The organism is Euzebya tangerina, assembly GCF_003074135.1.
Taxonomy (GTDB): domain Bacteria; phylum Actinomycetota; class Nitriliruptoria; order Euzebyales; family Euzebyaceae; genus Euzebya; species Euzebya tangerina.
Genome location: NZ_PPDK01000001.1, coordinates 3,154,440 through 3,168,467, shown reverse-complemented (window position 1 = coordinate 3,168,467; position 14,028 = coordinate 3,154,440). Strand labels below are relative to the sequence as shown.

Below are 14,028 nucleotides of genomic sequence, written 5' to 3'. Positions count from 1 at the left end.
GTGAGGTTGCTGTCACCCAGCGGGGCTGATGTGACCACGCACGTGTGCTGAGAGTGGGTCGGCGCGCAGCTGTGTACCGAAAGTCGGACGCCGGGGGAGGCCGCGGTGTACCGAGAGTCAGGCCCCGGGAGGGGGCCGCGTTGGCTACGGCGCCCAGGTGACCAGGCCGGTGTCGGCCCAGCTGCGCAGGTCTTCGTGGCGCGGGACCACACGGGCCGTCAAGCCGTACTCACCGCTGGTGTCGAGGTCCATCACACCTGAGTAGCGGCCGTTGCCACCCTTCAGGGACTGCACCGTTGCCGACTGGATGGTGCCGTCGGCATTCAGCGGGCCGTGGACGATCTGGACCTCGACATCCTCGGGCGCGACCGAGCCGAGCGTCACATCAACAGCCACCTCACGTGTGTCACCCAGCGCTCCGGCCCGGTGGTCCAGTTCGACCTTGTCGATGGACACGTCCGACCAGTGGGTGGCCAGGTGGCCTCGCCAGGCAGCCAACTCGAGCGCCCGCTTGCCGCCGTCCGCGGTCAGGCGCTCAGCTCGGATCGCGACCGGGGTGTACAGCTCGGTGGCGTAGTCCTGGACCATCCGGGAGGCCAGCACCTTGGGCCCGTTGGTCGTGAGCGATGCCCGGACGCACGCCAACCACCGGCGAGGCAACGGCCCGTCACTCCGGTCGTAGAACGTCGGGATGATGATTCGCTCCAGCAGGTCGAACAGCGCCGCGGCGTCGGCGGCGTCCTGCTGGTCCGGATCCGGGTGGTGGGTCCGGCTGCCGATCGCGAAGCCGTTCGGCGGGGTGAGATTGCCAGCCGGCACGTACATCTCGTCCCACCAGCCGTCGAGCACCGATGCGTGCAGCCCGCCGTTGAGCACGGACTTCTCACCGCTGGTCCCACTGGCCTCGTGCGGCCGCCGGGGATTGTTGAGCCACACGTCACACCCGGCCAACATCGTGCGGGCGATGGCCATGTCGTAGTCCTCGACGAACAGCACCCGGTCACGGATGCCCTCCTCGTTGGAGAACTTCATGATCTCCCGGATCAGGCCCTTTCCACCGTCGTCCTTCGGGTGCGCTTTGCCGCTGAAGATGAACTGGATGGGCCGCTCGGTGGAGGCCAGCATGGCGCGGAGCCGGTCCGGCTGGCTGAGCAGCAGCGTGGCCCGCTTGTAGGTGGCGAACCGACGGGCGAACCCGATGGTCAGCGCGTCGGGGTCGAGGATCGACTCGGTCCACGCCAGCGTGCTCGAGGATTCGCCTCGGCGCTCGGCCTGCTGCCGGGCCCACGTGCGGGCTGTGGTCACGAGACGCTCCCGCGCCCGACCGCGGGCCCGCCAGATCTGGTCGTCGGTGATGTTGTGGGTGAGCTTCCACGCCTCGGGGTTGTGCGACCAGTCCGGTGAGAGGACCCGGTCGTAGACCGCCGTCATCTCCTCCCCCGTCCAGGTCGAGGCGTGGACGCCATTCGTGATCGAGGTGATGGGGACCTCGTCCGGCTCGACGCCGGGCCACAGGTCGGCGAACATCCCACGAGAGACCTGGCCGTGCAGCTTCGACACCCCGTTGGCTCCGGCCGACAGTCGCAGGCCCATCATGGCCATGTTGTAGACGCCCAGACCGTCGTCGCCAGGCTCCTGACCGAGCTTCAGCACCTGCTCGATCGAGACGCCCGCCTGCTCCGCGAAGCCGCTGAAGTAGGCCTCCATGAGACCGCGGTCGAACCGGTCGATGCCAGCAGGAACCGGCGTGTGGGTGGTGAACAGAACCGACGCTCGTGCGGTCTCGATGGCCTGGTCGAAGTCCAGCCCGTCCCGCATCAGTCGCAGGATCCGCTCGAACTGCAGGAAGCCGGCGTGACCCTCGTTCGCGTGGAAGACCACCGGATCGATCGTGACGGCGCCGGCCTGACGGGCCACCTCCAGGGCCCGCACACCACCGATGCCGAGGACGATCTCCTGGCGCAGGCGGTGCTCCGCATCGCCGCCGTAGAGCCGGTCGGTGACCTGTCGGTCGTCCGGGTGGTTGACGTCGATGTCGGTGTCCAGCAGCAGCAGGGGGACGCGCCCGACATCGGCCTTCCAGATCTGCGCGGCGACGGTCCGGCCGGCCAACTCGACCTCCACCAGAAGCCGGCTGCCGGCTTCGTCCTCCAAGCGGGTCAGGGGCAGGTCATAGGGATTCAGGTCCGGGTACTGCTCGCGCTGCCAGCCGTCGGCGTCGAGGAGCTGGCGGAAGTAGCCGTGCCGGTACAGCAGCCCGATGCCGACCAGCGGCAGGCCCAGGTCGCTCGCGGCCTTCAGGTGGTCACCGGCCAGCACTCCCAGGCCGCCGGAGTAGACCTGCATCACCTCGGTGATGCCGAACTCTGCGGAGAAGTAGGCCACGGCGGGCGGCGCCGGGTCCTGCGACTGGGCCCAACGAGAGCCGGTCAGGTAGCTCTGCAGGTCCTTTCGCACCGCGTCGACCCGACTGAGGAACGCGGTATCGGTCGAGAGCTCGGCCAGTCGTGCTGCAGAGAGACGCCCCAGGAACGCGGTCGGGTTGCCGCCGACCTCCTGCCACAACGTCCGGTCGGCCCACTCGAAGATCTCACGGGTTCCCGGATCCCAGACCCAACGGAAGTTGCCGGCGAGCTCCGTCAGCGGTGCGAGCTGCGGCGGGAGAGACGGGGTGACACGAAATGTGCGGACGGCTTTGACCATGGGGTGAGGCTATCCGTGGCCGTGTTGCCAATCACCATGCAGGGTTCGACCCGATGCTCTAGAAGTTGAAGGGTGAAGCACCGCATCCAGATCGCCAGCATCACCCCCGCCGTCGACGGAGGTCGGTATCCGGTCAAGACCACGGTGGGACGGCGTGTCGACGTCTCAGCCACCCTTTTCCGCGAGGGACACGCCATGGTGGCGGCAGGTGTCCGCTATCGCCGCGAGGACGCCACTCAGTGGGACGAGGCACCGCTGCGGCGCACCGAGCAGGACGGCTTCGCCGGATCGTTCGAGGTCGACAGCGTCGGATCGTGGGTGTATGAGATCATCGGTTGGACCGACCACTACGCCTCATGGCTGGACGGGCTGGTCAAGAAGCACCGGGCAGGTGTGGCCGACCTCGCCCTCGAGTTCGAGCAGGGCGCGATCCTGCTCGAATCCCACGCCAAGCCCGCCGGCGTACCCTCCCCGGCCCCCGAACTCCTCGAACAGGCCGCGCAGCGCCTGCGGGACAGCAGCCTGCCCACCCCGGCCAGGGTGGACGTCGCCCGCGACGAGGAGTTGTTGGCCACCCTCGCCCGCCACCCGGACCGGCGCGACCTGACCCCGTCGATGACGATGCCGCTGTGGGTCGATCGCGAGAAGGCGGGCTTCAGCGCCTGGTATGAGTTCTTCCCCCGCTCGATCGGGTCCGACGGGACGTCCAGCGGCACGTTCAGACAGGCTGAGGCACGGCTGCCCGAGGTCGCGGCCATGGGCTTCGACGTCCTCTACCTGCCACCGATCCACCCGATCGGCACCAGCCATCGCAAGGGCCCCAACAACACGCTCAACCCGGGACCGGACGACCCTGGTGTTCCCTGGGCGATCGGCTCGGAGGCGGGCGGGCACATGTCAGTCCACCCCGATCTCGGCACCCTGGAGGACTTCGACCACTTCCTGGCCGCCGCCGAGGCGTCCGGCCTGGAGATCGCCCTCGACTACGCCATCCAGTGCTCCCCCGACCACCCCTGGGTCACCGAGCATCCGGAGTGGTTCGACCACAAGCCGGACGGTTCGATCGCCTATGCGGAGAACCCGCCGAAGAAGTACCAGGACATCTACCCGATCTCCTTCGACACCCCCGACCTCGACGGACTGATCGCTGAGCTCAAGCGGATCCTCGAGTTCTGGATCGCCCGTGGCGTGAAGATCTTCCGGGTCGACAATCCCCACACCAAGGCAGTGCCCTTCTGGGAGTGGGTGATCGCCGAGATCCACGCGAGCGACCCCGATGTCATCTTCCTAGCCGAGGCGTTCACGAAGCCGCACATGATGCAGCAACTGGCCAAGGTCGGGTTCACGCAGTCCTACACCTACTTCACGTGGCGCAACACCAGGTGGGAGCTCGAGACCTACCTGACCGAGTTGGCGCACGGCCCGATGGCCAACTACTACCGGCCGAACTTCTGGCCGAACACCCCTGACATCCTGCACGAGTACCTGCAGTCCGGTGCGCCTGCGGCGTTCAAGGTCCGGGCGACCCTGGCGGCGACGATGAGCCCGAACTACGGGATGTACTCAGGCTATGAGCTGCTGGAGCACGTGCCGGTCCGACCCGGCAGCGAGGAGTACCTGAACTCCGAGAAGTACGCCTATCGGCCGCGCAACTTCGACGTCGACCACTCGATCGCGCCATTCATCACCCGACTGAACGAGATCCGACGGTCCAACCCCGAGATGTTGTCGGATCTGACCAATATCTGGTTCCACGGGTGCGACAACGAGCAACTGATCGTCTACTCCAAGACCGCGGGTGGCCGGCGGCTGCCGAACGGCCCCGTCCCCACGGACGCGCTGCTGGTGGTAGCGAACCTCGACCCCCACAACGTCCAGCAGGGCTTCGTGCACCTCGATCTGTGGCAGTTGGGTCTGGACACCTTCGAGGGTCCCTACCTGGTGCACGACCTCATCAGGGACACCTCGTGGACCTGGCACGGGTCGTCCAACTGGATCCGACTGGACCCGCACCACGAGGACCCGGTCCACGTGTTCCGCATCCGCGTGCCGCACGGGTGATGGGGATGCTCTCCGACGACGCCAACTGGTACAAGCATGCGATCTTCTACGAGGTCGTGATCCGGGGCTTCGCCGACTCGAATGCGGACGGCACCGGCGACATCCGCGGTCTGATCAGCAAGCTCGACTACCTGCAGTGGTTGGGCGTGGACTGCCTCTGGCTGCTCCCCTACTACGACTCACCGCTGCGGGACGGCGGCTACGACATCTCCGACTACTACAAGGTCCTGCCGGAGTACGGGACCGTCGAGGACATCGCCGAGCTGATCGAGGCGGCTCACAGCCGCGGCCTGCGGATCATCACCGACATGGTCATGAACCACACCTCCGACCAGCACGCCTGGTTCCAGGAGGCCCGCGATCCGGCCTCGGACAAACACGACTGGTACGTCTGGTCAGAGACCGACGAGCGGTACCCCGACGCGCGGATCATCTTCGTCGACACGGAGAAGTCCAACTGGACCTACGACTCCATGGCCGGCAAGTACTACTGGCACCGCTTCTTCAGCCACCAACCAGACCTCAACTACGACAACCCCGAGGTGGGCGCGGCCATGCTGGACGTGGTCCGGTTCTGGATGAACATGGGGCTTGACGGACTTCGCCTGGATGCCGTCCCCTATCTGTTCGAGCGGGACGGCACCAACTGCGAGAACCTGCCCGAGACCCACGGGTTCCTGAAGGAGGTCCGCCGGGTCATCGACACCGAGTACGAGGGTCGGATCCTGCTGGCCGAGGCGAACCAGTGGCCCGAGGACGTGGTCGAGTACTTCGGGGAGGGTGAGGGCGATGAGTGCCACATGGCGTTCCACTTCCCCGTCATGCCCCGCATGTTCATGGCCGCACGGCAGGAGAACGCCACCCCCATCGTCGAGATCATGGCCTCAACCCCGGAGATCCCAGAGACGGCCCAGTGGGGCATCTTCCTGCGCAACCACGACGAGCTGACGCTCGAGATGGTGACCGACGAGGAGCGGGACTACATGTACGCCGTGTACGCCGCGGATCCGCGGATGCGCATGAACGTCGGGATCAGGCGGCGCCTGGCCCCACTCCTGGACAACGACCGCCGGCTGATCGAGCTCTTCCACGCGCTGTTGCTGAGCCTGCCCGGCAGCCCGGTCATGTACTACGGCGACGAGATCGGCATGGGCGACAACATCTACCTCGGTGACCGGGATGGCGTCCGGACACCGATGCAGTGGTCGCCCGACCGGAACGGCGGGTTCTCCCAGGCGGACTTCGCCACCTTGGCGCTGCCGCCCAACGTCGACCCGGTGTACGGCTACCAGGCAACCAACGTCGAGCAGCAGCAGCGGCACCACACGTCCTTGCTCATGTGGGTCCGCTCGCTGCTCGGCCTTCGCAAGGAACACCCGGTCTTCGGAACGGGCACGTTCGAGTCGATCGGCGCCTCCAACCCCAAGGTGCTGTCCTTCCTCCGCGAGGCGCCGCCGGAGTTGCGCGGGACCGCGGATGACGAGCACATCCTGGTCGTCGCGAATCTGGCATCGACGGCGCAGTTCGTCGAACTCGACCTGTCCCGCTTCGACGGCTGGCATCCCGTCGAGATGCTCGGCGGCACCGACTTCCCACGCATCGGCGAGCTCCCCTACCTGTTGACGCTCGGGCCACGCAGCTTCTACTGGTTCGAGCTCACGGCGCCGACCGAGTGAGGGCGGAGTGACCGGGCGGAGTGACGGCGGAGTGACCACAGTCGATCTCGGTGACCTGTCCGCCTGGCTGACGGCCAGGCGATGGTACGGCAGCAAGGATCGTCCCCTGGCCGCGGCCGTGGTCGACCGCGTGGTCCCGGTTGCTGGTGGGCCGGAGGGCAAGCCGGTCTCCCTCGTGGTCGTCCGAGCGTCCTACCAGGTCGGCCCGGCAGACCGCTGGCTGTTGGTGCTCGGGCCGGGTGGACCAGCCGACCTCACGGTTGGCCGCATCGACGGAATCCCCGTGGTCGACATCGCGGACCATCCCGTCCTCGTCCTGACGCTGCTGCACGCGATGCGAGAGGGCAGGTCGCTCGACATCGGCGGCGGTCTGCAGATCGAGGCGTCCGGCTCGGCGGCGTTGTCCCAGGCCCTGGCTGTCGCAGCAGACGGCGACCGCCGACCGGCCGTGCGGGCGATGGGAGTCGAGCAGTCCAACACCTCCCTGGTGGTCACACCCCCGGGCGCCGGTGCCGCACCGATGAGCGTCAAGGTGATCCGGCGTCTGGAGGTGGGTCCGAACCCCGACATCGAGCTGACCGGTGCGCTCACCGCGGCGGGTCAGAGCGGGGTGCCGGCGCTGGTCGGCACGCTGACCGGCCCGGACGCTGAGGCCCTGGTCGTAGCGTCTGCCTTCGTGCCCGACGCCGAGGATGCCTGGCGGCTGGCCGTTGACGAAGCGGCAGGCCGTGCCGAGACCGGCACGGCAGCGGGGATGGCGGCGCTCGGGACCCTGACCGCCGAGGTGCACGAGCAGTTGGCGGCAATGCTCGGGACGTTCGCTGGTGACGGCGAGACCGTGGGCGTGGCGGACCGGCTGCGCACCCAAGCCGAGCAGACGATCGAGGTGCTCGCGGGGCAGGTGGCCGGCGCCGAGGCCGGAGCAGTGATCCGAGGGCTCGTCGACCGCGCGGTCGGCGAGCTACCAGACGACGGGCCCGTGCTGCAGCGGGTCCACGGCGACTTCCACCTGGGGCAGGTCCTGCGGGGACCGGCCGGCAACTGGTGGATCCTGGACTTCGAGGGGGAGCCTGCCCGCAGCATCGCCGAGCGCCGCCAGCCGTCCCACCCGGCGAAGGATGTGGCCGGCCTGCTCCGGTCGCTCGACTACGCGCGAGGGGCTGCGGTCATCGAGGGTGCGAACCCGTCGACCGCAGCCGCATGGGCCGACCGGGCGCGTACGGCGTTCCTGTCCGGGTACGGTCCAAACAGACTGGGCTCGTGGCTGGCGGTCTACGAGCTGGAGAAGCTGTTGTACGAGGTTCGCTACGAAGCCGCGAACCGACCGGACTGGTTGCCCATCCCGCTGGCCGCACTGGGCATCCACGCCGACCCGCTGATCGACCGGCCTGACGCCTGAAACGGAAGACCCGACCTCATGTCTGACACCCCAGAGACGCCGAAGAAGACGACAGCAAAGAAGGCCACCGCCAAGAAGAAGGCTGCGAAGAAGGCCACCGCCAAGAAGACGGCGGCCAAGAAGTCAGCGGCCAAGAAGACGGCGAAGCAGGCAGGCAAGAAGGCCACCGCGAAAAAGACCACCGCGAAGAAGGCCACCGCGAAGAAGGCAGCTGCCAAGAAGACCGCAGGGACGGCCGCACCCCGTGCCGTTCCCGAGCCGGTGGTGGAGGCCGCGGCGGCGACACCGAGCCAAGAGCAGGAGCAGGCCGCACTCGAGGACTCGATGATGGCGCTGTTCGATGGTCGCCATCGCGACCCCCACAGCCTGCTTGGCTACCACCAGACCGACGACGGCTGGGTGGCCCGGGCCTTCCGGCCGGGTGCCTCCTCGGTCGCGTATCTCTCCTCCCCCGACGCCGAGCCGCGCCCCGCCGAGCACGTCGCCGACGCCCTGTGGCAGGTCACGCTCGACGAGCAACCGCAGGCCGGTCAGTACCGCTGGCGCGTCTCCTACGTGGACGGGAGCAGCTACGACCTGGTCGATCCCTACGCCTTCGCGCCCACACTGGGCGAGCTCGACCAGCACCTGCTGTCGGAGGGACGACACGAAGAGGCCTGGACGGTCATGGGGGCCAACCGCCGGACGCTCGAAGGGATCACCGGCGTCGCCTTCACGGTCTGGGCACCCAACGCCCAGGCCGTCAGGGTCATCGGCGAGTTCACCACGTGGGACGGTCGTCTGCTCCCCATGCGCTCACTGGGCTCCAGTGGCATCTGGGAGCTCTTCGTCCCCGACATCCCCGACGGCGCCCACTACAAGTACGAACTCGTCACGGCCGATGGTGCCCTGGTGACCCGCGCCGACCCCTGGGCCAAGTGGGCCGAGGTCCCGCCGGGCACCGCCAGTCGGGTCTTCACCTCGGCCTTCGAGTGGCAGACCGAGTGGGAGGCGCCAGCCGTCCACGACGGTCCCCTGGCGATCTACGAACTGCACCTGGAGAGCTGGCGCCACCGCGACGGACAGCCGCTGGGCTACCGGGACCTGGCTGAGCAGCTGGGCGAGTACGTGACCGACACCGGCTTCACCCACGTGGAGATGCTGCCCCCGGCCGAGCACCCCTTCGGCGGCTCGTGGGGGTACCAGGTCACCGGCCAGTTCGCCCCGACTGCCCGATTCGGGACGCCGGACGATTTCCGGTATCTGGTCGACCACCTCCACTCCCTCGGCATCGGGGTGATCATCGACTGGGTGCCCGCCCACTTCCCGAAGGATGAGTGGGCGCTGCGCCGCTTCGACGGGACGGCGCTGTACGAACACGAGGACCCGCGACTCGGCGAGCACCCCGACTGGGGGACGATGGTCTTCAACTACGGCCGGACCGAGGTGCGGAACTTCATCGTCGCCTCCGCGCTGTACTGGCTCGAGTCCCTCGGCGTCGACGCGCTCCGGGTCGATGCCGTCGCATCGATGCTGTACCTGGACTACTCGCGCGAAGAGGGGCAGTGGATCCCCAACGAGTACGGCGGCAACGAGAACCTCAAGGCAGTGGAGCTGCTGCAGGAGACCAACGCCACGGTCTACAAGCGCAACCCGACGGCGTTCACCGTGGCCGAGGAGTCGACGGCGTGGCCGGGCGTCTCGCGACCGACCCACCTCGGTGGTCTGGGCTTCGGCTTCAAGTGGAACATGGGGTGGATGCACGACACGCTGGAGTACTTCTCCAAGGAGCCGATCTACCGGAAGTACCACCACAACCAGCTCACCTTCGGGCTGATGTACGCCTTCAACGAGAACTTCGTCCTGCCGCTGTCGCACGACGAGGTGGTGCACGGCAAGGGCTCGTTGATGGGCAAGATGCCCGGCGACCGCTGGCAGCAGTTCGCCAACCTGCGGGCGCTGTACGGCTGGATGTGGGGCCACCCCGGGAAGAAGCTGCTGTTCATGGGCCAGGAGTTCGGGCAGGACCGCGAGTGGTCCGAGAGCAGGCAGCTGGACTGGTTCCTGCTCGACAACGAGGCCGACGACAACCCACATCGGGGTGTGCTGCTGCTGGTGGCCGACCTCAACCGGGCCTACAAGGCGAATCCGGCGATGTGGAAGCGTGATACCGAGCCGGAGGGGTTCCGGTGGATCGAGGCCAACAACGCCGACCAGAACGTCCTGTCCTTCCTGCGCCTCGGCAGCGGTGGCGACCCTGACATCGCGGTGGTGGCCAACCTCTCCCCCGTCCCGCTGACGTCACACCGAGTCGGCCTCTCGCGGCCCGGTCGGTGGGAGGAGATCGTCAACACCGACGCCAGCCGCTACGGCGGCGGGAACATCGGGAACATGGGCGGGGTCGAGGCGACCGATGAGCCCTGGCACGACCTGAGCTACAGCGCCCAGGTGGTCTGTCCTCCGCTGGGTGTCGTCTGGCTTCGCAGTCCCCAAGGGGAGGCGACTGGCTGAGCTGAGAGCTCTGTCGACCGGGGATCTGCCATCGGGGACGGCGGCGCGGCCGTTACTCGGTCGAGACGGCCCGCTCCGCGTCTTCAGCCGGTGCCGCGTGACCCAACGGCAACTCCACCGTCGGGACCAGCACCTGCCGCTCCTCCTCCATCGCGGCGTGTGCCACCTCGACCGATGCCGCTGCACCGTCCAGCCGGATGGTCATCACGCCGTTGTCGTACCACGGCCCATGCTCGATCTGCCACGTGATGGCGACGTCGGCCACGCCAGCACGGCGGGCCATGCGGTGCACGAGTGACGACCAACGGGGCCGGTCCAGCAGACCGTTGACCGCCTTCACGGCGCCGGGCATCCCGTGGCGGAACGGGGACATGACCAGCTGGTGGATGGCGGTGTTCGGATGGTCGGCCTGGACCAGCTCAGCCGGCGCGGTGTAGCTGCAGTGGACGTCCCCGGCAAGCAGCAGCACCGACGAGGGCGGGGCATCGGCGGCGACCACCTCCTCGAGCAGGCGGACCACCTCGTGCATGGAGTTCCGGAAGGCCGCCCAGTGCTCGAGGTCGACCGCCTGACGCACCACCTCGGCGAGACGCCGGCCCACCCCGGTCGTCCCGTTCTGGCAAACCGACTCGTTCCAGCCCTCCAGGTGATGGACGCCGGGAAGCATCAGCACCGGGAGCGTCGAGGCCACCAACAGGTGCTCCACGGGCCGCTCAGGCTCGAGCACCTTGGAACGGATCCAGTCCCACTCGGGCTCGTCGACCATCCGACGGTTGTCGGGGTCGAGGACCCGCGCCCCTCGGGAGTCGACGGCGACCAGGCGTGTCCCACGCTCACCACCACCGAGATCGCGGACGAAGCTGAAGCGGCTGGTCGACGGATCCGTGTCGGTGCGCCAGGCGAAGTCGTCCAGGGCGGCGCTGCGCTCCTCCTCCCTCTCCAGGGACCGCATTGCGGCCATCACCTCGTCAGTGGCGATCTCATCCGGGTTGAGGTTGCCGAGGTGCTGGTAGACCCAGTACGAGCCGTAGGCGCCGACAACCCGGTCGCGCCACCAGTCCTGCGACGTCACGCGCTCCCGCCAGTCGTGGGAGGTGTTCCAGTCATCGCGTAGATCGTGGTCATCCAGCAGCATGCAGCTGGGCACCGTCGACAGGAGCCACCGGACCTCCGGCACCATCCACGACTGCTGGTACAGCAGGGTGTACTGCTCGAAGTCCTGGACCTCGTCCCGTGCCAACAGGCCGATGTCGTCGTTGGCTGCGGCCACCCGCCTGGCCAGGCCGGAAGGAGGATCGTCGGCGTAGATCTGGTCCCCGAGCATCAGGAGGGTGTCCGGCCACTCGTCGAGGTCGGAGGCTGCCATGCGTCGGGCCATGGCCACGAGTGCGTCCGGGCCCAGGCTGGCGAGGTGCTCCTCATCGAAGGGACCGGTCTTGCGACAGCTGCCGAAGGCCAGGGTGTGTGGTCGATCGGGGTGCACCGTCCTGATGACCGGTTCGGGGAAGTCGTCCCCGGCGAGGGGCCACACCTGCGCCTGGTCGAGCGCCACGGTGTACCCGTTGACCGAGGCCGGTGTCAGCCCGTCGACGACGATGAGGCAGTAGTGGTGCCCGTGGACCGACCACGTGGTCGCCGTGTGACTGGTCGGTGCACCAGCGGTTGCTGGCCGGCGTTCAGTTGTGGTGAGGGTGACTCGACAGGACCGGCTGGTCTCGAGCCAGATGGTGGCGCGGGTCGCGTCGACGTACCGCAGGAGCGGACCGACCAGAATGCGCGGGTCGTCAGCCGTCTCGCTCTCCTGGTTCGTCGCCACGTCCGCTCGATGTTCGCTGGAGAAGACCGCGCGGACAACCGCCCGACGGGATCTGCCGGTGACTCGAAGACGACTGACCTGAGCCGGCGGTCTCTCGGCACCTGTCTCGCCTCTCGTAGGCAGGAAGGGATCGAGGGATGACTGTCACACCCTCCTGGTTCAATACAGTCATGTCCGCAACCGTCATCGACCCGCCGTTGGAGCAGCCATCAGGCTGGGTTCCGCCGGTCGATGATGTGGTGTGGGCTGATGATGTGGTCTGGCCTGGCGCGCCGCACCCGGCCGGGGCGGACTCCACCGGGGCCATTCCGCGGTCGTTGGCCGCGGATCGGTTGATCGGGCTGCTCGGATCGTTGGATGCCGGCATGGCGGAGGCGGTCGGGCTGGTCCGGCAGGCCCGCCAGTCGGGTGAGGCCGAGCGCCGGTCGGGTCTGCCGTTGGAGCGGCTCGTCTCGCTGGCGACCGGGCGGACCGGCACCGAGGTCCGGTTCCTCTGTCGGGCTGAGCGGGTGCTGTGCCACTTGCCCGCGGTCGATCAGGCGTTCGCTGCGGGTCGCCTGTCGTGGTCGCAGGTCCGCGGCATCGTCACCGCGGTCAAGGGGTTGCGGGTCGCGCAGATGGCCGAACTCGATGCCGAACTGGCAGCCGAGATCGGGCAGGGGGAGCCGGACCGCGTCGTCCAACGAGCCTTTGGGTGGGCCGATGTCATCACCGCCGGAGACACCACCGTCGAGCAGCAGGATCCGGGTGAGCGGCGGTGCTTCCGGATCCAGCCTGATCTGTTTGGTGGCGCGGCCTATCACGGCTATGACCGCCTCGATGCGGTGACGGCGATCGCCGAAGCTGCGGAGGCGGCCGCCGACCCACCAGCCAAGCCCGACGCGGTTCGGGTTGACGCTGACGGCAGTCCGGTGCCGGCTGAGCTGCTCCCATCGACCGCCCGGTCTGCGCAGCTGGCGGAAGGACTGCGTCGGGTCGCTGCCATCTACCTGGCTGGTGCACTCCCGACATCGGACAGACACGAACCCCCGGACCCGCCCGAGGGCATGCCCAGTGGTCCGGCACTCGACCACGCCCAGACCGTCGTGCCCCAGACCATCGCCGACCAGACCAGGGCCCCAACCGACGGTGCAGCCGCCACACCCAGCGAGCCCGACGCCCACGGCACTGCGACGCACACCAACCCGGCAGGCGGGTCTCAACGCACCTCCGGTCAGGCCGATCTCGTCGCTGATCCGACTCCCAGACCCACCGCACCCTCTCGGGCAACACGCCCGCCTCGACCCTCGATCTCGGTCGTGATCGACCACCGCGACCTGCCCTCCGCGACCGGACGGGCGCTGACCCGCTGGCATGGCGGCCCGATCCCGCTGACCCAACTGACGGTCGATCGGCTCCTCTGTGACCCGCAGCTGACCATCGTGGTCACCGATGCCGGCCGGCCCATCGCCGTGGGCGATGCCACCTCGCCGATCACCAGGGCGCACTACCGCACCCTGCACGCCGTTGATCGTGGCTGCCGCCTGCCCGGCTGTACCGCACCGCCGCAGCACTGCGACGCCCACCACATCATCCCCCGCTCCCGGGGCGGACCCACCAGCGTCGACAACCTCACCCTCCTCTGTCGCGACTGCCACAGCCGGGTCCACACCCGCGGGCTCGAGCTCGACCTGGATCGACATACCAGGGCCGTCACCCTCACCACCCCCGACGGCCGCACCTACACCAGCCTCCCCGCCTGACCCCACCCGTCAGGCGGGTTGAGGTGCGCGGGACGCCAGAAGGGTCATGCCGTCTGGCCTGGCCAACGCGAAGATCGACCTGTACCGCCTGCAAAGGCCTGATCCCAAGCTCCCGTCCATCCAGCAGGCCGAGAATCTGAC

At 68.3% G+C, this 14,028-nt stretch carries 7 protein-coding genes; 5 read left to right on the top strand and 2 right to left on the bottom strand.

Going from position 1 to position 14,028, the window contains the following annotated elements; translation table 11 throughout:
- Window positions 1-144: 144 nt before the first annotated feature.
- Window positions 145-2,703 carry an alpha-glucan family phosphorylase gene (glgP, locus tag C1746_RS14610; RefSeq protein ID WP_116715270.1) on the bottom strand — a complete coding sequence of 853 codons (2,559 nt, stop codon included), beginning with the start codon at window positions 2,701-2,703 and terminating at the stop codon, window positions 145-147.
- Between the two features lie 72 nt (window positions 2,704-2,775).
- On the opposite strand from glgP, the gene C1746_RS14605 reads away from it, so the two are divergent.
- The 4 genes from C1746_RS14605 to glgB are packed head-to-tail and all read left to right on the top strand — an operon-like array spanning window position 2,776 to window position 10,329.
- Window positions 2,776-4,764, top strand: a complete 1,989-nt coding sequence (locus C1746_RS14605; protein ID WP_116715269.1) for an alpha-1,4-glucan--maltose-1-phosphate maltosyltransferase — start codon at window positions 2,776-2,778, stop codon at window positions 4,762-4,764.
- The gene (treS, locus tag C1746_RS14600) at window positions 4,764-6,440 is read left to right on the top strand and encodes a maltose alpha-D-glucosyltransferase (protein WP_116715268.1); all 1,677 of its coding nucleotides are present in this window, start codon (window positions 4,764-4,766) and stop codon (window positions 6,438-6,440) included. Before C1746_RS14605 ends, treS begins: the two co-directional genes overlap by 1 nt.
- Before the next feature lie 31 nt (window positions 6,441-6,471).
- Window positions 6,472-7,839: a phosphotransferase gene (locus C1746_RS14595; protein ID WP_116715267.1), complete on the top strand. Its 1,368-nt coding sequence runs from the start codon at window positions 6,472-6,474 to the stop codon at window positions 7,837-7,839.
- A gap of 18 nt (window positions 7,840-7,857) precedes the next feature.
- Window positions 7,858-10,329, top strand: coding sequence for a 1,4-alpha-glucan branching protein GlgB (glgB, locus tag C1746_RS14590; RefSeq protein ID WP_116715266.1), 2,472 nt, complete (start codon window positions 7,858-7,860; stop codon window positions 10,327-10,329).
- A gap of 52 nt (window positions 10,330-10,381) precedes the next feature.
- On the opposite strand, the gene C1746_RS14585 is transcribed toward glgB, so the two are convergent.
- The gene (locus tag C1746_RS14585; protein WP_116715265.1) at window positions 10,382-12,145 is read right to left on the bottom strand and encodes a DUF7800 domain-containing protein; all 1,764 of its coding nucleotides are present in this window, start codon (window positions 12,143-12,145) and stop codon (window positions 10,382-10,384) included.
- 170 nt (window positions 12,146-12,315) lie between these two features.
- Here C1746_RS14585 and C1746_RS14580 point away from each other — a divergent pair, with 170 nt between their 5' ends.
- Window positions 12,316-13,887, top strand: a complete 1,572-nt coding sequence (locus C1746_RS14580; protein ID WP_162867769.1) for an HNH endonuclease signature motif containing protein — start codon at window positions 12,316-12,318, stop codon at window positions 13,885-13,887.
- Window positions 13,888-14,028 lie beyond the last annotated feature (141 nt).